Here is a 19679-nt window from a genome sequence, read left to right as displayed (position 1 = left end):
TTTTTATGCTGCAAAAAGCTGTTACACGCTCGGTACAACTGAACGCAGCACGGTCAGTTTGCCGTCCAGTGTGTAGGCGCCTAGTGTTGCAGGAAGCAGGAAGCATTCGCCTGCTTTAATTACTTGCTGCTGATTGCCCCAAGCAATGCTGCCTTCGCCTTCGGCAATGACGAGAATTTCAAAGCTGTCGCTCGATGTGGCTAGCTCTGTTGTGTTGGTAATGATCCCTTTATCGACCTTGAAGTAAGGCGAGGTTGCAATAGTCAGCCACTCGCCAGCCTGCATCACGCTCGTATCGCAATAGGTTGCTCCCGCTCCCTCGTAGGCAATAACCGCTAGCGAGTCCTCGATATGCAGCTCGCGCAGCTTGCCGTCTAGTCCCGGACGATTGTAGTCGTACAGACGGTAGGTTGTGTCAGAGTTCTGTTGAATTTCAGCAACGACCACTCCTGAGCAAAGCGCATGCACAGTACCTGCCGGGATATAGAACGCATCTCCAGCTTTAACCGGCACCTCCTGCAGCAGCTCCATGACATGGTCGCCTTCCAGCGCAGCTGCAAGCTGCTGCTTCGTAACCTGATCTTTAAGGCCGTATATAATTTTGGCGCCAGGCTTGGCCGATAGAATGTACCACATTTCAGTTTTGCCCAGCTCGCCTGCTGGCAGCCTGTCATAATCGTCGGTCGGGTGAACCTGCACAGATAGGTCATCATTGCAGTCAAGCAGCTTGATCAGCAGCGGGAAGCGCTGGCTTTTGCCTGACAAGCCATTTTTGCCAAACCATTGCTGGCCGAACTGTTCGCGAATTACATCGAGGCCTGTGCCGGCAAGCGGCCCGTTAATCACTTTAGTAATACCGTTCGGATGATCGCTAATCATCCAGCCCTCGCCAATCGCGCCTTCTGGCGGAGTTAAACCGAAGCCCTCCAAGGCTCGTCCACCCCAAATACGTTCCTTGAATTGCGGCTCGAACTGCAACGGATATGGAACAATCTCGCCTGGCTCGAACAGCTCAAGCGACTCGCCATCCGGTCCATAGAAGAAGAAATACTTTGAGCCGTCTGGCAATACAGTAAGCGCATCATCCTGCAGCTTAACCTCAGGCAGCTCCTTCATCCGCCTAAATTCCTGCTCAATCTCGCTGACGGTGAAGGCGATATGATGCACCTTGCCTTCAGCAGGCAGCTCGGAGTTATACCCTTGAATCAGCTCAAGCACAGTGTCCTCGGAGTCTGGATAAGCGAGAAATGCCAGCGTAATCACACCGTTGGAATGCGGCATTGTGCGCAAATGCTTCATGCCCAGCACCTTCGTATAGAAGGCGACAGACGCTTCAATATCTTTGACCATAAGGCCTACATGCTCAAGTTTTTTAATAGCCATATAAGTTCTCCTTTACTAGTGACAGTATGTTATATGTATAAATTAGTGCCTAAACCGCAGCAGCATTGCCTTTTCGCTCAATTGCAATCAAATATGGAGCATTTGGCCGCTGAGGCTGGCGGTAAAGCACGCAATGCGCCAGCTCATGCGGCAGTGAACTGGCCCACTGCTCGACGACTTGTGCTTCAACATCGCCGCCTGCATGTCCAGGATAAAGCGTGCATGTCATAATGCCGCCGGCACGAAGCAGCTGCAAGCCTTGCTGCAAAGCCTGCAGCGTAGAGGTTGGCTCCGTAATAATGCTTTCATCGCCGCCTGGAAAATAGCCAAGATTAAACATAATCGCAGCAACAGGGCTAGCCGCATAGCCTGCCATATTGGCATGACTGTCCTTAATCAGCCTCACCTGCGCCAGCTTATGCTGCTCATCAAACGCCGCCAGCCTACGTGCCGTTTTGTCGAGCGCCTCCTGTTGAATATCGAAAGCGAGCACGCAGCCTTTAGGGCCGACCAGCTCAGCAAGCATAAGCGTATCAACGCCGCCGCCTGCTGTCGCATCAATTACGGTTTCACCGCGCTCAACTCGCTCACTAATCCAGCGCTGTGCCATAGTCAATACAGAATAAAAGCCCATCGCGTTATTCTCCTGGCACCCAAAGCTTGCCCTGCCAGCTGTTGCGTCGCTCCAGCTCGCGGTCAATCGCATTAAGCACTTCCCATTTTTTCAAGCTCCACGTCGGACCAATCAACAGCTCGCGCGGCGCATCGCCGGTGACGCGGTGAACGATCATCTCAGGAGGCAAAAATTCGAGCGTATCGACAACCAGCTTTACATATTCGTCCTGCTCGAGAAAGCGAAGCAGGCCAGCTTCATATTGCTTGACCATCGGTGTTTTACGCATCAGATGCAGCAAATGAATTTTAATGCCCTGCACATCCATTTGTGCCACTTGACGGCCTGTTTCCAGCATCATCTCATGCGTTTCCTGCGGCAACCCATAGATGATATGGGCACAGACGCGAATGTTGCGCTCACGCAAGCGCCGCACTGCATCGAGGTAGCAGGCTGTGTCATGCGCGCGGTTAATGAGCTGGGAGGTTGATTCGTGCACCGTTTGCAAGCCCATTTCCACCCACAGATAGGTCCGTTCGTTCAGCTCGGCCAAATAATCTACAACATCATCGGGCAGACAGTCTGGTCGAGTAGCAATCGACAAGCCGACCACGCCGGGCTGCTCTAAAATGACTTCATAATAGTCACGCAGCGTTTCAACTGGCGCATACGTGTTGGTATAAGCTTGAAAATAGCCGATGTATTTGGCATCGGGCCATTTTTGATGCTGGCGGTCCCGAATGGTGTTGAACTGCGTGACCAAATCATCACGGCGGCGTCCAGCGAAATCGCCTGAGCCGCGCGCGCTGCAGAAGGTGCAGCCGCCCTTGGCAATCGAGCCGTCGCGATTGGGGCAGGTGAAGCCCGCATCCAGCATGACTTTAAACACCTTTGTTTGGAATTGCTCGCGCATTTCATAGTTCCAGGTATGAAATTTTTTTTCTCCCCAAACAAGAGGCTGATCTGTGGTGCTTTGTATATTAATCATCTTTTACCATCCTTTTCGCAACTTCATCCTTAATTGTAACGAAAAATGAAGCGAAAAGCCATGTTTTCTATTAGCTGTCTAACACAATGTTCGGAAATGATTAGCAGCCCAAAACGATGCTGGAAACTTGATAAATATTACATGATATGTTATATTAAAAGTGCGATAAATCAACAAACTAACCTTACATGAACAATTTGGAAACGGATACAGCTTCGCATAATTTTCTTCATTTTTCATATCCTATAAATGAGGTGATTACAGATGGAAAAAACTAAAATTCCACATGGTGACGAAGTGGTAACAGTTGAGCTAACAGTTAAGGAGTTGATTGCACTTACTGGTGTACGCTTGTATGACAACAATTCCTCGAAGATTTCAGCATATAAAAAATTGAACCATACATTAGAGAAGGCATGGAGCGCGGACAAGGAAGATTCTGCACTAGCCTAAGCTGATGCTTGAACGATGCCTTCTCAGCAATACAAAACATAGGGCTGATTGACTCTCCTTGAGCGAGAGGTTCAATCAGCCCTTTTTCTAACGATAAGATTCTATCAGATTGAAATGAATTAATTTACAGGGATGAATTTCCACTTTTGATTATCGCCGCCCCAATAGCTGTATTGGATCACATTTGAGCCGTTTTCAGTTCCGGATGCATCAAGTGCTCTGCCGCTATTGCGATTAACGATGCGATAGGAGTCATTGCCGACATAGATAATGCTCCACTGCTGATTATTTCCTCCCCAGTAATCGTATTGAATGACATTGCCGTGATTCTCGGTCGAGGATTGATATACATCAAGCGCCTTGCCGCTGTTGACATTACTTATTTTATAGTAGCTGCCTGCTGCTTCTACAGTCCATTTCTGATTGTTGCCGCCCCAGTAGCTCCAAATCGCTACATTTGCTCCGTTTTGCGTAGATTGATCTGCCACATCAAGCACTCTGCCGCTGGCAACATTAACGATTTGATAGTTCGTTCCTGGTGTAAATTCACCGCCTGTCGTACTGCCTGTCACAGTGCCGGCAGCCGTATCAATATCGATGCTCGGATACCAGTTCATCTCGAGCGTTGTGCTGGTAGGGAAGGAAAGCGGCAGCCAAACATAGCGTGAATGGTTGACTGGCTCGCTCCAAGCGCCTGCCCAGCGATCTCCCATATATAAATAAGAAGTCGTATTGCTGCCCTCGATCGGAATGACGTAAGCGGACTGCGAGCCATAGGTTGTGGAGTCGCCAAAATTAACCGGGTTGCTCCACGTGCCTTCAATGCTCGATGCGGTTGCATATTTCGCTTGATTCGGATTCCAGCCGGTTGCACCGGATGTAATCATAAAATACGTTGCGCCGCGCTTGAATACGGCAGGCGCTTCACGATACTGCCCCTTCCAAATCGTTTGGATCAGCTCATCGACGCCTGTAAAATCCTCAGTCAAGCGAAAGATGTTCATATCTGAATTTGCAGCCGTTCCTTTAGTAGAGGAAAAGAGATATGCTGTTCCGTTATCATTGAAAACGGTCATATCACGAGATTCATAGCCAAGCGGGCGGAAGCTGCCATGATACGTGTAGGGGCCTTCGATGTTAGTGGCTGTGGCAACTGCCACTCTTCCTTCTGAATAATCGACTCCGTTTTCCTTGTGCATCCACATCACATATTTGCCTGTTTGGCTGTTGTAAAGCAGCTTCGGCCGCTCAATATTTGCAGTAGCCAGCTCGCCGCCCATATTTTTGCTAAGCAAATGAGCGCGGAACTCCCAATTTTTCAGGTCAGTGGAACGATAGAGGGAGACAAGGTTTGTCCCGTCGCGATTTTCACCAAGCCAGTAATAGTAGCTGCCAACCTTGATCATACCTCCACCATGTGCATGGACGATGTTGTTGTTCGTATCGCGAAACTGAATGCCATTTACAACATTTACCGATGCTGCATAAGCGTGCTGTGAAAAAGCAGTCGAGCCGAGGATGCCAATCATCATACATAGCGCCAGCAGAAAGCCAATCCATTTTTTGCTGCTTAAGACTGACAAGGATTCAATCATGTTTCATTCCTCCTTAAAATGTGGTTGCGCCCTTTGTCCAATATTGAGACGTTTGTGACTGGGCAGTTCAAGCGTAGCAAGTTCGCTCCATAGCTGACAATTGAACAAACCGAATATTTGTTCATAAAGATGAGTTTTTTGATTTCATAAATTTGCTTTATTTGTAAAATATTGATCTTCGCCAATCTTTTAAGCAATACCATGGCATTGAAGACTAGCAAAAGGACTTTACAAGGGAGCGGAAGTTATGCACAATTATATCTGAATTGTGAAGCTGGACTGCAATGAAGATAAGGAGACAGGCACATGCGCTTAAGAGGTAGAAAAGGAATTTTAGAAAGCATCGCGTCGCAGACGGATCTGGTCGTACTGGATGCTGCGCAATACAAAGGGAAATGGCGGGAGTTTTTTGGCAATGATCGACCGATCTATGCTGAGCTTGGCATGGGCAAAGGACAATTTATTAGCCAAATGAGTGTGCGCAATCCCGAGATAAACTTCATCGGGGTCGATATGTATGATGAGCTGATTCGTCGGGCGAGTGAAAAGGCTCGTGCTGTCTGGCAGGAAAAAGGCGAGGCTGCGCCGCCCAATCTTGCACTGCTGCGAGCGAATATTGAAAATATTGATGAAATGTTTGAGGAAAATGAGCTGGAGCGCATCTTTTTGAACTTTAGCGATCCGTGGCCAAAAAGCAAGCATGCGCGTCGGCGTTTGACGCATCCGCGCTTTGTCGAGCGCTATATCGATAAATTGAACGAGAAGGGCGAGATCCATTTTAAGACGGACTCGCAGTCGCTTTTTGAGTTTTCGTTAAACAGCTTTGCAGATATGGGGCTGGTGATGCGCAATATTTCGCTCAACTTGCACAAGGACGAGCCGCGAGAGGATTTGGTATTTACCGAATATGAAACAAAGTTTCATCAAATGGGACAGCCTATTCATCGCGTAGAGGTTGTCATCGGCGAAGCGGCACTAGCTCAGCATCGTGAACAGCTAAAAACGAAATATCGCATGTGAGAATTTTTTAATATGTGAATGAATGTTGAAGTTTTTGCATGAACCTAATGCGTCAAAAAAAGCAAGCGGGCATCGTGACCGCTTGCTTTTTTTCTTCCGAATAAGCTCTGACCTTGCTTTGTTTTAATTTCCTGTTGGCGTATGCCAAAAGTATTGAATGATCATCGCTGTAACTGTGCCGATAAAACCTCCCGCCAGCACGTCGGAGGGGTAATGCAGTCCCAAATACATGCGCGACCAGCCAACAGAAACTGCAATTACGACAAGAATCGGCACAAGAAAGAAAGGGAATAGTGAAGCGTTTAGTACCATTGGTGTAATGAATGCAAAAATTGCCGTAGTATGTCCTGATGGGAAAGAAGGATCAGCCAGCGGCTTTAAGCCTATATTGACATTTGGCAACGATTGATACGGTCTCAACCGTTTGAATTTATTTTTGAGCAGGGCAACAGGGATATGGCTGACTGCAAGAGCCGCTAGACATTTCCACCCTACTGTAGATATTTCGTTTCGCCCGATAAAAGCGATAATGAGCGAGCAGCAAATCGTAAACGTTGCGCCCCCCATATGTGTAATTAGACTCAGCCAACGATGCAAAAAACGATAGGCGAACGTGTGATTAAAGCGACGATTTACCCAAATTAATAAGCGATCTTCATGGAATCTGAGCCAATTAATCCATTTTTCCATGTATGACATCCTTCCGCAAAACCCCAGTCAACTGCTGAGACAAATCCATTTTATTAACTATACTATACCACTTTAACTTAATTTATGGGTAATAGAAACATTTATTTATGGTAAAGCTAACATTAATCTAGGCATAAACATTTGCCAATAAATGTGAGAACAGGCTTTATTGCAAGCTACGTAAAGAAAAACGAAACAGATGCTTCGATGCAAGCGCTTTTCCAGCGTAATGCGAGCAGATTAGCCTGAATTTCCATTTTGACAAGAGCTGTGCTTAGACCGCACAATCACTATGATTGTGATTATAGAGAGAGAGAAAGAACCGAATCACAATCGCTTCACCAAAAAGAAGTAAGATGTGTTAAGGGGGCTATGCATCATGTTTTTAACAGTGGCATTTATCATTGTTCAAGTTTTCTTGGCAATTATCGCACTGTATCAGTTTGTGCTTTCGCTGTTTGGTTTCAAGAGACATAAAACAAGACCAAAGCAAAAGCCACAAAAATCGTTTGCTGTGCTGGTTGCAGCACACAACGAGGAGAAGGTTGTCGGTGCGCTAATTGAAAACTTGAAAGCAATGGATTATCCAAAAGAACTGTACGACATTTTTGTCATTTGTGACAATTGTACAGATGCTACAGCGGACATTGTTCGCGAGCATGGCGTATATGCCTGTGAGCGAACGAATGACAAGCAGCGCGGCAAAGGCTATGCGATTGAGTGGATGCTCAAGGAGCTTTGGGCAATGCCTCGCCAATACGATGCTGTCGTAATGTTCGACGCCGACAATTTAGTGAATGAAGATTTCTTAAGCTTGATGAATGATGATTTATGTGCAGGGCATAAAGTAATTCAAGGCTATTTGGACACGAAAAACCCATCCGACTCATGGATTACAGCGGCTTATGCGATTACGTACTGGTACTGCAATCGCTTGTGGCAGCTTTCGCGAATGAATTTGCAAATGAGCAATTTTCTTGGCGGAACTGGTATGTGCTTTGATTCCAAGCTGCTTAAGGAAATGGGCTGGGGCGCAACGAGTCTGGTTGAAGACTTGGAGTTTTCCATGCGCTGCGTGCAGCGCAACGTTTATCCGGTGCTGAACTATGAAGCAAAGGTGTATGACGAGAAGCCGGTTACGTTCAAGGCTTCCGCTCGCCAAAGACTGCGCTGGATGCAGGGGCATTTTAATGTCGCTCGCAATTATTTCTTTCCATTGCTGTGGGCAGGAATTAAAGAGCGCAATCTGACCAAGATTGATTCGGCTGTTTACTCGATCTCCGTTTACAATACGCTGATTGGCTTTTTGCTAACCGTATTTCTGTGGATTGATTTGGCTCTCCCGGCAGACAATGTGATCGTGTCAATTTACAGCCAATTTCCAGTTTGGCTAGTTGCAATCGTCATTGCATGCTCTGTGCTGCCATTCCCGGCGGCGATGATAATCGAAAAAGTGAAATCGTGGAAAATGTATGCGCACTTACTTACGCTGCCGCTGTTCCTTATTTCCTGGTGGCCTATTACGTTTTACGCTTTTTTCACTCAGAACAACAAAGTATGGAGTCATACCGAGCATACGCGAGTTGTACGGATTGAAGAGGTGCGCGGCAAATAGTGGAGAATGCGCTATTGACACCGCAGCATCATTATGATAAATTTACTAAGGTATGTGAATAGTTACATTGCACAAGTAGAAGCGCCCGCTTCTCACCTGATTCGGCTCGGCTGACTGGTTTGCGATGATGTAAGCATAGCGAAACATATGAAATCAATATGTTTTTATGAATACATTACGTTTATGAGAATGCGGGTTCTATCGAGCCCGCATTTTATTATTTTTTGTGCAGGTAATTTTTTTAGGAGGTGTAACATTATTAGCAGAGAACATCAAATCAACGACGAGATTCGCGCAAGAGAGGTTCGTCTCGTTGGTCCAGAAAGTGAACAAATCGGTATCAAGCCGCTTCGCGAAGCCTTGCAAATGGCGGCAGACTTGAATCTTGATCTTGTTAACGTTGCTCCTACAGCGAAGCCGCCAGTATGCCGCATTATGGACTATGGCAAATTCCGCTACGAGCAGCAGAAAAAAGAGAAAGAAGCTCGCAAAAATCAAAAAGTTGTTGACGTCAAGGAAGTTTGGTTCCGTGCAAACATCGAGGAGCATGACTACCAAACGAAGTTCCGCAACGTTGTCAAGTTCCTGAAGGATGGGGACAAAGTTAAAGCCTCTGTGCGATTCCGCGGTCGTGAGATTACGCATGCGGACATCGGAAAACGCATCCTTGAGCGTTTGGCGTCTGAGGTTGCCGAAATATGCAATGTTGAGCGCGCTCCGAAGCTTGAGGGACGGAGCATGATTATGATTTTGGCACCAAAAAACAACAGCTAAGCTGTTGCATCACAATTAAGGAGGATAACATAAATGCCTAAAATGAAAACACACAGCAGTCTTAAAGACCGCTTCAAAATTACTGGAACTGGTAAAGTGAAACGCTATAAAGCTTACAGAAACCACTTGCTTTCTCACAAGTCTGGACGTCAAAAGCGTGTTCTTGCAGGCCAACCACTAATGGCTGCTGGTGACGTTCGTCGTATTAAGCAAAACCTAGACAATCTTAAATAATTGAACAATAAATTGATAATACCTACAGGAGGTTTCTAATCATGGCAAGAGTTAAGGGCGGATTTGTCCGCACACGTCGTCGCAAAAGAATTCTTAAACTAGCTAAAGGCTATTTCGGATCCAAACATCGTTTATTTAAAACTGCTAAGGAGCAAGTTGGTAAGTCACTTATGTATGCTTACCGCGATCGTCGCAACAAAAAGCGCGATTTCCGCAGACTTTGGATCGTTCGTATTAATGCTGCGGCACGTATTAACGGTCTTTCCTACAGCAAATTCATGCACGGCTTGAAGCTTGCTGGCGTTGAAGTCAATCGTAAAATGCTTGCAGACCTTGCAGTAAACGATATCGCTTCTTTCAACGCTTTGGCTGCTGTTGCAAAAGAAAAGCTTAGCGCTTAATTGCTGTTGAAAATATAGACGCATACAAAGCTTTGTGCTGGTCCTATGGACAAGCGCAAAGCTTTTTTAATTTGTATTGGCGTAGAAGCTGCTGCGGCACTGAAGGCTTCTTAGCTGTACAAGGATGCTGCTTCGGCTGCGCACGCAGTATGCTACGCCCTGGAAAGCCTATGAGACGAGCGCCTGCGCAGCAGCGTGCCTTTGCCCGCGTATGCCCGCGAAACAGGTCGCGCAGCGTGTAAAATTATCTTGCTTATGCTGGACATACATACAGTCCTGTCCGTTACGTATCGCATATGCTGTTGTATACAGTGAAGGAGGTGCGAGTAAATTGAAAGAAATCAATAAGGCCTCGCTTAAAAAATATGTGGGACGTTACATCCAGATTAAACAAGCAAATGGCTCCGTTGTGAGAGGAAAGCTTGTTTCGGTAGACAAGGATCGTGTTTATATCAAGCCTGTTCGCAATCGAAATGGCAAGCAAGTTACAAGCAACTGGATTATCGGGCTGTTTCTGCTTGGCATCGTTTTTGTCGGCTTAATCGGGTTTGGTGTTGGCTTCGGTGTTGGCAGATGCTTTAAGCCTTGCTGCGGCATACCTTGCAATCGTCCGTGTGGCTGCAAGCGTCGTAGACTCTATAGACGATCAAGATATGCATAAAGAATAGCGTTTCTTGCTAAACTAGAAAAGAGCAGCAGTTTTGTTGTTGACGTTTCGATTTAATCGTCTTATAATGATGAAAAGGAAACGCACTGCATGCTTTGCATGAGTCAGTGTATAAATAATCGGCATCGATGAGGAGAAGTATTTAGGGCTCTACTGCTCAGAGAGTGTTGGATTAGCTGCAACCAACACCAGAATCCCTTTATGCGAGTCACCTCGGAGCTATTTTCCTGAACAGCTCTTGCTTATTAGGGAAAGTCGCAAGGCAAGCGTTAAAGTGCTAAGGTAGAACAGGATTGTATTTTAAATATGCCTGTTGAACCTGCTAAGGTTGTTTATCGCGAGATAAGCAGCGAATTTGGGTGGTACCACGGAAGATTTAGCCTTTCGTCCCTGTACTCTTTAATGGAGTATTAGGAGACGAAAGGCTTTTTTGCTTTTCGAGAGGAGGATTACTAATGGCAACAACTAATGTAATAACGAAGTCAAGAGCAGAGCTGATTGAAAGAATTTCTAAGCCGGAAGTGGTTTCAGGCTCCGAAATTTTATTGCGCAGTTTACTGCTTGAAGGTGTAGAATGTGTATTTGGTTACCCGGGCGGCGCAGTGCTTTATATTTATGACGCGATGCACGATAATCCGGATTTCAATCACGTTCTAACAAGACATGAGCAAGGTGCGATTCATGCTGCTGACGGCTACGCGCGTACTAGCGGCAAGGTTGGCGTATGTATCGCAACATCAGGTCCTGGAGCAACCAATCTTGTGACTGGAATTGCAACAGCTTATATGGATTCTGTACCGTTAGTCGTCATTACAGGCAATGTCATGAGTACATTGATTGGTACAGATGCTTTCCAGGAAGCTGATATTACTGGTATTACAATGCCGATTACCAAACATAGCTACCTGGTGCGCAACGTTGAGGACTTGCCGCGCGTGATCCATGAAGCATTCCATATTGCGAATACTGGACGCAAAGGTCCGGTTCTAATCGATATTCCAAAAGATGTTTCCGCTGCGAAAACATTGTTTAAGCCAGTAACCGAGGTAAGCATTCGCGGATATAACCCAACGGTTAACCCGAATAAGCTGCAGGTTGAAAAAATGATCAATGCGATCAAGGAAGCCAAGCGTCCAATTATTTTGGCCGGCGGCGGCGTTGTCTACTCCGGTGCTCATGAGGAGCTGCTTCAGTTTGTAGAGAAAACGCAAATTCCGATTACGACGACTTTGCTTGGCTTGGGCGGCTTCCCAAGCGGTCATCCGCTTTGGCTAGGAATGCCGGGCATGCATGGTACGTATACAGCTAACATGTCCTTGCAGAGCGCAGATTTGCTAATTAATATCGGAGCTCGCTTCGACGACCGTGTAACCGGCAAGCTGTCCGGCTTCGCGCCGCATGCGAAAATTGTTCATATTGATATTGACCCAGCAGAAATTGGCAAAAACGTACACACGGAAATTCCGATTGTTGGCGACGTCAAGTCAGTCCTGCAAACAGCGAATCAGCTGGCAGTCCGCGCTGAGCTTGCTGACGAATGGAGAACGGAAGTGCTGGATTCCAAAGCGAAGCATCCGTTCAAATACAAGGATTCGGATACTGAGCTGAAGCCGCAATGGGTCATTGAAATGATTCATGAAACAACAAACGGCGATGCGATTGTAACAACAGACGTTGGCCAGCATCAAATGTGGGCAGCGCAATATTACAAATTCAACAAGCCGCGTTCTTGGGCAACCTCCGGCGGGCTTGGCACGATGGGCTTCGGGTTCCCATCTGCAATCGGTGCGCAAATGGCGAATCCGGATCGTCTCGTTGTATCGATCAACGGTGACGGCGGTATGCAAATGTGCGCGCAAGAGCTTGCGATTTGTGCCATCAACAATATTCCGGTTAAGGTTGTTATTTTGAACAATCAAGTGCTTGGCATGGTTCGTCAGTGGCAAGAGTTGATCCATGAAAATCGCTTTAGCCACATCGATCTTGCAGGCAGCCCTGATTTTGTCAAGCTTGCAGAAGCATACGGCGTTAGAGGCTTCCGAGCAACGAACAAGGAAGAAGCGCGCAAGGCTTGGGAGGATGCTATGAATCACCCTGGTCCTGCTGTTGTTGAATTCGTTGTTCGCCGTGACGAAAACGTATATCCGATGGTTCCTCAAGGCGGCACAATCGATCAAATGATTATGGGGGATGCAGAATGATGAAGCATACGATCGCAGTTATTGTGAACGATCAGCCAGGCGTTCTGCAACGCGTATCTGGCTTGTTCGGCAGACGTGGATTTAATATTGAGAGCATTACCGTTGGCGCCTCGGAGGAGGCAGGCTTGTCACGTATGGTCATCGTCACTTCTGGCGATGATCATACGCTAGAGCAAATTACAAAGCAGTTGTATAAGCTGATCGATGTTATTAAAGTTATTGATTTGAGTGCAAATCCGATGGTTTCTCGTGAGCTTGCTCTTATTAAAGTACAAGCTGAGCCTTCAGCGCGCCCTGAAATTCTTGGCGTTGTCGATACTTTCCGCGCTTCTGTTGTCGACATCGCTACGCATTCCTTGATGGTGCAGGTTGTTGGTGATACAGAAAAAATCGATGCAATGATCGAACTGCTTAAGCCATACGGTATTCGTGAGATTTCAAGGACTGGGGTTACAGCATTGAACCGCGGTAACGTCAAGTAAGAGGTAGCTTCAAAAGCAGGGCTTTGATGACGATGATTGGCGTTGTAGCTGATTCGGCGGCGAATCTTGAACGCTAGCGAAAACTGCGGTGCTCACGTAGCAAGTGCCTACGCTGCGCTCCTCGTTTTCTACTAGCGTCCAAGCTTCTTGGTCCTGAAAGCCCAGCTTTTGAACCCTCATTGGAAGAGGTAGCTTCAAAAGCTGGACTTTGATGACGATGATTGGCGTTGTAGCTGATTCGGCGGCGAATATGTCACGCTACCGAAAGTTCCGGTGCTCACGTAGCATTTGCCTACGCTGCGCTCCTCACTTTCTAGTATCGTGCCATCTTCTTGGTCCTGAAAGCCCAGCTTTTGAACCCTCATTGGAAGAGGTAGCTTCAAAAGCTGGACTTTGATGACGATGTGATGCTCTGGAGCGTAGTCGGCGGCGAATCTTGAACGCTAGCGAAAGGCTTATGCTTTCGAAGTATGTTTTCTGCGAAAACATTTGAGGTGCTCACGTAGCTTTTGCCACGGCTAGCGCTCCTCGTTTTCTACTAGCGTCCAAGCTTCTTGGTCCTGCACTCAAAAAAGCGACTTGAGGATGCTTTGCTCCGGAGCGCTGAGGTTCAAAAGCAGCACTTTTTAAACTCTATTGAAAACATGATAGAATAAAGCTAATACCTTTTGAGCGGGAATGTAAGAGGGAGATGGTTCTCTTTCTTACATACCCGTTCAAAAGGGTTATATTAAAGGAGGCAGTTATAGAAATGGCAGTTACATTGTACTATGAAAAAGACGCTGATTTTAGCGTACTGAATGGAAAAACTATTGCAGTTATCGGTTATGGTAGCCAAGGTCATGCACAAGCTCAAAACCTTCGCGACAGCGGTGCTAAAGTGGTGATCGGACTTCGCCCTGGTAAATCTGCTGAAACAGCTAAAAAGGATGGCTTCGAGGTTTTGACTGTTGCTGAAGCTACTAAAATTGCTGATATCGTTCAAATTCTTCTTCCAGACGAGACTCAAGCTCGCGTTTACAAAGAAGAAATCGAGCCAAATCTTAAGCAAGGCGCTGCGCTAATGTTCTCGCATGGCTTCAACGTTCATTTTGGACAAATCAAGCCATCTGCTGACAAGGACGTATTCCTGGTAGCTCCTAAATCTCCTGGTCACATGGTTCGTCGTACGTACGAAGAAGGCTTCGGCGTTCCTGGGCTAATCGCAATCTATCAAGATGCTTCTGGCAAAGCAAAAGACCTTGGTCTTGCATATGCTAAAGGGATCGGCTGTACACGTGCTGGTGTAATCGAAACAACATTCAAGGAAGAAACTGAGACTGACCTATTCGGTGAGCAGGCTGTTCTTTGCGGTGGTGCAACTGCACTTGTTAAAGCAGGCTTTGAAACATTGGTTGAAGCGGGCTATGCGCCTGAAATGGCTTATTTCGAGTGCTTGCATGAGCTTAAACTAATCGTTGACCTCATGTATGAAGGTGGACTAGCTACAATGCGCGATTCCATCTCCAACACTGCAGAATACGGTGATTATGTAACTGGTCCTCGCATCGTGACAGAAGAAACGAAAAAAGAAATGAAACGCGTTCTTGAAGATATCCAAGCTGGTCGCTTCGCACGCGATTTCATCCTTGAAAACCAATCTGGCTTTGCTATGATGAACGCTACACGTCGCAACGAAGCTGCTCATCCAATCGAGCAAACAGGTAAGCAATTGCGCGAACTAATGCACTGGATTAAAAAATAATTAATCATCGTGCAGAATGATATAGCCAGGGCGTGTTCTCGGGGTTCTGAGCCATACGCCTTGCCTTAATATGACGTCTAGCAGAATGCAGCCATGCATTTTGCTAGACGTTGCTGCTATTAGGGGGATTTTTGAATAGAGTTATAGCTGTAACCTATAACTTCAATAGCTATTATATCTTGGTCAAGCCACATCATTTAAAGGTATAATAGGCTTAAATCTAGCCAAGCCTCGCGCTTTGCTATATACGTTGAACTGATGAACGTTAAAAAATATTAAGGAGTGTCACTAATGTCTGAAGTGAAAAAAATTGCCGTACTAGGCGGCGACGGCATCGGCCCGGAAGTCGTTGGAGAAGCATTAAAGGTATTGAAAAAAACAGAAGAACTGTTCGGATATAAATTTGAAACAGAGCAGGCTCTTTTTGGCGGAATTGCAATTGATGAAAAAGGCACGCCGCTGCCGCAGGAAACATTGGATCTTTGTCTGGCTTCCGATGCAGTATTGCTAGGCGCTGTAGGCGGTCCTAAATGGGACAGCAACCCTGCTGCATTGCGTCCTGAAACAGGTTTGCTCGGCATCCGCAAAGCGCTTGGCCTATTCTCCAATATTCGTCCAGCTACCGTATTCGACTGCTTGAAGGATGCTTCTACGTTGAAGCCAGAGGTATTGGAAGGTACTGATCTAATCGTTGTTCGCGAGCTTACTGGCGGTATTTATTTCGGAGAGAAATCTCGTCGCGACACAGAAAATGGTCAAGAAGCGATTGATACTTGCGTTTACAACGAAAAAGAAGTAGAGCGCATCGTTCGTCAAGCATTTGATATTGCGATGACACGCAGCAAACGTCTTGCTTCTGTGGACAAGGCAAACGTGCTTGAAACTTCTCGTCTATGGAGAGAGGTTGTTATCCGTGTAGCAGCTGACTATCCTGAGGTTGAACTGGAGCATGTATTGGTAGACAACTGTGCGATGCAGCTGTTGCGCCGCCCAGCAAGCTTCGACGTTATCGTGACTGAAAATATGTTCGGAGACATTTTGTCTGACGAAGCAGCTATGTTGACAGGCTCTATCGGCATGCTGTCCTCTGCTTCACTTGGCGAAGGCAGCTTCGGCTTGTACGAGCCGGTTCATGGCTCTGCACCTGATATCGCTGGACAAGGCATCTCCAACCCGATTGCAACGATTCTATCCGTTGCATTGATGTTCCGTTTAACCTTTGGTTACCATGATGCAGCACAATCCATTGAAGATGCTGTTAAAGCGGTACTTGACGCTGGACATCGTACAGGAGATATTGCTGTAGATAAGAGCTCTGCTGTGGGGACGAATGCTATGGGTGACCTAATCGTAGCAGCAATGAAAAAGTAGAAGTAGCTCGAACGCTCGACTTTGATGACGATGATTAGCGCTGTAGTTTATTCGACGGCGAATCTTGGACGCTAGCGAAAGTTCCGGTGCTCACGTAGCTTATGCCTACGCTGCGCTCCTCACTTTCTACTAGCGTCCAAGCTTCTTGGTCCTGAAAGCCGAGCTTATTGAGCCTTTATTTGAAGAGGTAACTCAAACGCTCGACTTTGATGACGATGATTCGCGTTGTAGCGTAGTCGACGGCGAATATGTCACGCTACCGAAAGTTCCGGTGCTCACGTAGCTAGTACCTACGCTGCGCTCCTCACTTTCTAGTATCGTGCCATCTTCTTGGTCCTGAAAGCCGAGCTTATTGAGCCTTTATTTGAAGAAGTAACTCAAACGCTCGACTTTGATGACGATGATTAGCGTTGTAGCTTAGTCGACGGCGAATATGTCACGCTAGCGAAAGTTCCGGTGCTCACGTAGAAAGTGCCTACGCTGCGCTCCTCACTTTCTAGTATCGTGCCATCTTCTTGGTCCTGAAAGCTGAGCTTATTGAGCCTTTGTTTGAAGAGGTAACTCAAACGCTCGACTTTGATGACGATGATTAGCGCTGTAGTTTATTCGACGTCGAAGCTTGGACGCTAGCGAAAAGCTTATGATTCCGAAGTATGTTTTCTGCGAAAACATTTGAGGTGCTCACGTAGCTTATGCCTACGCTGCGCTCCTCACTTTCTACTAGCGTCCAAGCTTCTTGGTCCTGGAAGCCGAGCTTATTGAACTTTTATTGAAAATTCTATAAACAAGCTTCAAGCTGCTTTTCGCCTTGAAGCTTGTTTTTGCATACTTTTGAACGACCAGGTATAAGACTGGATTTATGTTCACATAATATTTATAATTATTACAAATAAATATTGCTTATAATCTTGACACTTGTTTATTAGAATGATAACATTTATCAATAGATAAAATCTAAAATTAGTAATTGGATAAGAGGAGGAAATAACATGGCAGATCGTTTGGTAGGTCGTCAAGCACCAGATTTCACTATGGAAACAGCATTGGGTGATGGTTCAGATTTTGGTACTGTTTCTCTTTCAGATTACAAGGGCAAATGGCTAGTGTTGTTTTTCTATCCACTAGATTTCACATTTGTATGCCCAACTGAAATTACAGCGCTTAGCCTGGTTGCTGATCAATTCAAAGCTCTTAACACTGAAATTCTTGGTGTTTCTATCGACAGCAAACATACTCACCGTGCATGGATCAACACGCCGGTTGAAAGCAACGGTCTTGGCAAATTGAACTTCCCGCTTGCTTCTGATATTACAAAAAGTGTTGCCAAAGACTACGGTGTACTTATCGAAGAGGAAGGCGTTGCGCTTCGTGGTCTATTCATTATTAACCCTGAAGGTGAAATTCAATACCAAGTGGTTAACCACAACAACGTTGGCCGCAGTGTAGATGAAACGCTTCGCGTGCTTCAAGCATTACAATCTGGCGGACTTTGCCCAATCAACTGGAAGCCAGGTCAAGCTACTCTTCAAGTTTAATTGTTTACCTGAGACTTATTATAATGTGGTAGAAAAGTGCAAAGACTGTTTCTTGAAAGATTATTTTCTTTCGAGAAGCAGTCTTTTTTAATTTGCAGTTTTCGGCATAAACCTTCTATTTAAAATGAGCGCGGAAATATTGCGGAATTTTCAGTTGATTGCCTTCTTAACTGTGAAAGCTTACAATAAAATAGCAATAGTAGAACGATTGATGTACATAATGGAGGGATCGGATTGACGTTATATAAATACGAGGATATCGCATCGGAAGCCGATGGCCTGCTGCTGCCAGTTACGGCAGTGGAGCTTGAAGCATTGCAAAATGGACAGCCTTTAGTACAGCCGCAGATCGATAAGCAGCTGCAGCTGATGCTGGATAATCAAACCTTTCGAGTGAAGCAAGGCAGCTCTGCGGCGATCGCCACGCTTGGCTTGCTGCCGCAGCAATATGTAGTAGTTGTAGTTGTCGAGCAAGCTGCCGGCGGCTGGCGTGAAGCTTTCGCTCAGGCGGCAGGCAAGCTGAAGAGCTTGAAGCTGTCTTCTATAGCGATTGATATTAGCTCGCCTGCGATTGCTGCGGCGCTGCAGGCAATTGGCGAGAAGCAAGCGTTGAAAGCGGCGATTGAAGGGCTTCAGCTTGCCCTGTATGAACGCCAGGTAAGCAAAAAAGAACAGCAGTCAGCTGTTGAATTGCAGCGGATCAGCTTTGTACTTAATGACGAACAGCTTGCCCGGCAAGCAGACTATGCGCAGGCGGTTGCTGAGGCTGAACATATAGTAGAAAGTGTAAAGCTGGCAAGGGATTTAACGAATATGCCGGGCAATGATTTGACGCCAGAGCGCTTGGCTTTTTATGCTGAGGAGCTGGCTCAAAAGCTGGAGCTTGATATTGAGGTGCTCGATGAGTGGAGCTGTGCTGAAGAACAAATGGGAGGCCTGCTTGCTGTTGGACAAGGCAGTGTAAATCCTCCGCGAATGATTATAATTCACTATGAAGGAAATGCTAATTCTAGTGAGAAATGGGGGCTTGTCGGCAAAGGCATAACCTTTGATACGGGCGGAATTTCGCTCAAGCCGGCGGCAGGCATGGAAGACATGATTTCGGATATGGGCGGCGCAGCGGCTGTATTAGGCGCCATTCATGCAATTGCATCGTTAAAGGTGAAGGCTAATGTCGTCGCTGTTATTCCGACTGCGGAAAATATGCCTTCCGATCGTGCGCTAAAGCCGGGCGATGTCATTCGCACGATGAGCGGGCATACGGTAGAGGTTGTCAATACAGACGCTGAAGGCAGACTTGTCCTTGCTGACGGACTTACATCGGCAATTAAGCGCGGAGCGACTAAGCTGATTGATGTGGCGACGTTAACTGGTGCAGTATTGGTTGCGCTCGGCACAGAAGCAACAGGCGCAGTCAGCAACAACGATGAGCTGATGAATCAAGTTATCGCCGCATCGGAAAAAAGCGGAGAACGGGTTTGGCAGTTGCCTGCATATGCTGAATATAAGCAGCTTATCGCCAGTGATGTAGCGGATATGAAAAACAGCGGCGGTCGGCATGCAGGCTCGATTACAGCAGGCTTGTTTCTTGCAAATTTCGTAGAGGATAAGCCGTGGGTGCATCTGGATATCGCAGGTACAGCCTATATAAACCGTGCACGCAGATGGGAGCCCAAAGGAGCAACTGGCGTCATGGCAAGGACACTTTACGAACTAATCGCTGAAAAAGATCGATAAAGTGAACTTAGGCAAGAATTTCTAAGGATCTATACGCTATTTCGATGAAACCGATGCCAAAAGAGCTATTGAAGCCTTTTCATTATTGTACTAGAATATAGAGAAGTTACGAAGCTGTGACTTTATGAGTTTGTGAACACGCACTTTATGTGCGCATCTCCTTAAATTTTGTGCGA

18 protein-coding genes, 1 pseudogene and 2 other annotated features are annotated in these 19679 nt (G+C 46.4%); of the genes and pseudogenes, 13 read left to right on the top strand and 6 right to left on the bottom strand.

The window, feature by feature from the left end; translation table 11 throughout:
* Positions 1-21 precede the first annotated feature (21 nt).
* From KJS52_RS13570 to mnmL, 4 genes and pseudogenes are all read right to left on the bottom strand, one after another.
* On the bottom strand, positions 22-1011 hold the full coding sequence (locus tag KJS52_RS13570; RefSeq protein WP_373871362.1) for a type I phosphomannose isomerase catalytic subunit: 990 nt from the start codon (positions 1009-1011) through the stop codon (positions 22-24).
* Positions 1012-1020: 9 nt separating this feature from the next.
* Positions 1021-1383 (bottom strand): annotated as a pseudogene (locus KJS52_RS27395) (VOC family protein); the annotation flags it as partial.
* Between the two features lie 49 nt (positions 1384-1432).
* Entirely contained in the window at positions 1433-2017 is a 585-nt protein-coding gene (mnmM, locus tag KJS52_RS13565) for a tRNA 5-(aminomethyl)-2-thiouridylate-methyltransferase MnmM (RefSeq protein WP_213515978.1), read from the bottom strand.
* A 4-nt stretch (positions 2018-2021) separates the two neighbouring features.
* On the bottom strand, positions 2022-2984 hold the full coding sequence (gene mnmL, locus KJS52_RS13560; protein WP_213515976.1) for a tRNA modification radical SAM protein MnmL/YtqA: 963 nt from the start codon (positions 2982-2984) through the stop codon (positions 2022-2024).
* Between the two features lie 264 nt (positions 2985-3248).
* On the opposite strand from mnmL, the gene KJS52_RS13555 reads away from it, so the two are divergent.
* A complete protein-coding gene (locus KJS52_RS13555; RefSeq protein WP_213515974.1) occupies positions 3249-3437 on the top strand; it encodes a hypothetical protein in 189 nt (62 codons plus the stop codon).
* A gap of 119 nt (positions 3438-3556) precedes the next feature.
* Here KJS52_RS13555 and KJS52_RS13550 read toward each other — a convergent pair whose 3' ends face one another.
* Complete coding sequence (locus KJS52_RS13550; RefSeq protein WP_213515973.1) at positions 3557-5032, bottom strand: RICIN domain-containing protein; 1476 nt, start codon at positions 5030-5032, stop codon at positions 3557-3559.
* Positions 5033-5338: 306 nt separating this feature from the next.
* Here KJS52_RS13550 and trmB point away from each other — a divergent pair, with 306 nt between their 5' ends.
* Positions 5339-6052, top strand: coding sequence for a tRNA (guanosine(46)-N7)-methyltransferase TrmB (gene trmB, locus KJS52_RS13545; protein ID WP_213515971.1), 714 nt, complete (start codon positions 5339-5341; stop codon positions 6050-6052).
* A gap of 123 nt (positions 6053-6175) precedes the next feature.
* Here the strand turns inward: trmB and KJS52_RS13540 are convergent, their stop codons facing one another.
* Complete coding sequence (locus KJS52_RS13540; RefSeq protein WP_213515969.1) at positions 6176-6742, bottom strand: phosphatase PAP2 family protein; 567 nt, start codon at positions 6740-6742, stop codon at positions 6176-6178.
* Positions 6743-7121: 379 nt separating this feature from the next.
* Here KJS52_RS13540 and KJS52_RS13535 point away from each other — a divergent pair, with 379 nt between their 5' ends.
* From KJS52_RS13535 to KJS52_RS13485, 11 genes are all read left to right on the top strand, one after another.
* Positions 7122-8357, top strand: a complete 1236-nt coding sequence (locus KJS52_RS13535; RefSeq protein WP_213515967.1) for a glycosyltransferase family 2 protein — start codon at positions 7122-7124, stop codon at positions 8355-8357.
* A 67-nt stretch (positions 8358-8424) separates the two neighbouring features.
* Positions 8425-8582: a sequence feature (ribosomal protein L20 leader region), on the top strand.
* Positions 8547-9131, top strand: coding sequence for a translation initiation factor IF-3 (gene infC, locus KJS52_RS13530; RefSeq protein WP_213516182.1), 585 nt, complete (start codon positions 8547-8549; stop codon positions 9129-9131). Its footprint overlaps the feature before it by 36 nt.
* Positions 9132-9164: 33 nt before the next feature.
* On the top strand, positions 9165-9365 hold the full coding sequence (rpmI, locus tag KJS52_RS13525; protein ID WP_213515965.1) for a 50S ribosomal protein L35: 201 nt from the start codon (positions 9165-9167) through the stop codon (positions 9363-9365).
* A 41-nt stretch (positions 9366-9406) separates the two neighbouring features.
* On the top strand, positions 9407-9766 hold the full coding sequence (gene rplT / locus KJS52_RS13520; protein WP_213515963.1) for a 50S ribosomal protein L20: 360 nt from the start codon (positions 9407-9409) through the stop codon (positions 9764-9766).
* Between the two features lie 331 nt (positions 9767-10097).
* Complete coding sequence (locus KJS52_RS13515) at positions 10098-10427, top strand: hypothetical protein (RefSeq protein WP_213515961.1); 330 nt, start codon at positions 10098-10100, stop codon at positions 10425-10427.
* A gap of 122 nt (positions 10428-10549) precedes the next feature.
* Positions 10550-10828, top strand: a binding site (T-box leader).
* A 60-nt stretch (positions 10829-10888) separates the two neighbouring features.
* Positions 10889-12634, top strand: coding sequence for a biosynthetic-type acetolactate synthase large subunit (gene ilvB / locus KJS52_RS13510; RefSeq protein WP_213515959.1), 1746 nt, complete (start codon positions 10889-10891; stop codon positions 12632-12634).
* Entirely contained in the window at positions 12631-13116 is a 486-nt protein-coding gene (gene ilvN / locus KJS52_RS13505) for an acetolactate synthase small subunit (protein WP_213515958.1), read from the top strand. The genes ilvB and ilvN overlap by 4 nt, the downstream gene beginning before the upstream one ends.
* A gap of 751 nt (positions 13117-13867) precedes the next feature.
* Positions 13868-14860 carry a ketol-acid reductoisomerase gene (gene ilvC / locus KJS52_RS13500; RefSeq protein ID WP_213515951.1) on the top strand — a complete coding sequence of 331 codons (993 nt, stop codon included), beginning with the start codon at positions 13868-13870 and terminating at the stop codon, positions 14858-14860.
* 291 nt (positions 14861-15151) lie between these two features.
* A complete protein-coding gene (gene leuB / locus KJS52_RS13495; RefSeq protein WP_213515949.1) occupies positions 15152-16231 on the top strand; it encodes a 3-isopropylmalate dehydrogenase in 1080 nt (359 codons plus the stop codon).
* 989 nt (positions 16232-17220) lie between these two features.
* Complete coding sequence (locus tag KJS52_RS13490; RefSeq protein ID WP_213515947.1) at positions 17221-17766, top strand: peroxiredoxin; 546 nt, start codon at positions 17221-17223, stop codon at positions 17764-17766.
* Between the two features lie 234 nt (positions 17767-18000).
* A complete protein-coding gene (locus tag KJS52_RS13485; protein ID WP_246563519.1) occupies positions 18001-19503 on the top strand; it encodes a leucyl aminopeptidase in 1503 nt (500 codons plus the stop codon).
* Positions 19504-19679 lie beyond the last annotated feature (176 nt).

It is taken from the genome of Paenibacillus montaniterrae, from assembly GCF_018403185.1.
Classification (GTDB): domain Bacteria; phylum Bacillota; class Bacilli; order Paenibacillales; family Paenibacillaceae; genus Pristimantibacillus; species Pristimantibacillus montaniterrae.
The sequence above is the reverse complement of the archived record's forward strand: the minus strand, read 5'-3'. Positions and strand labels throughout refer to the sequence as shown.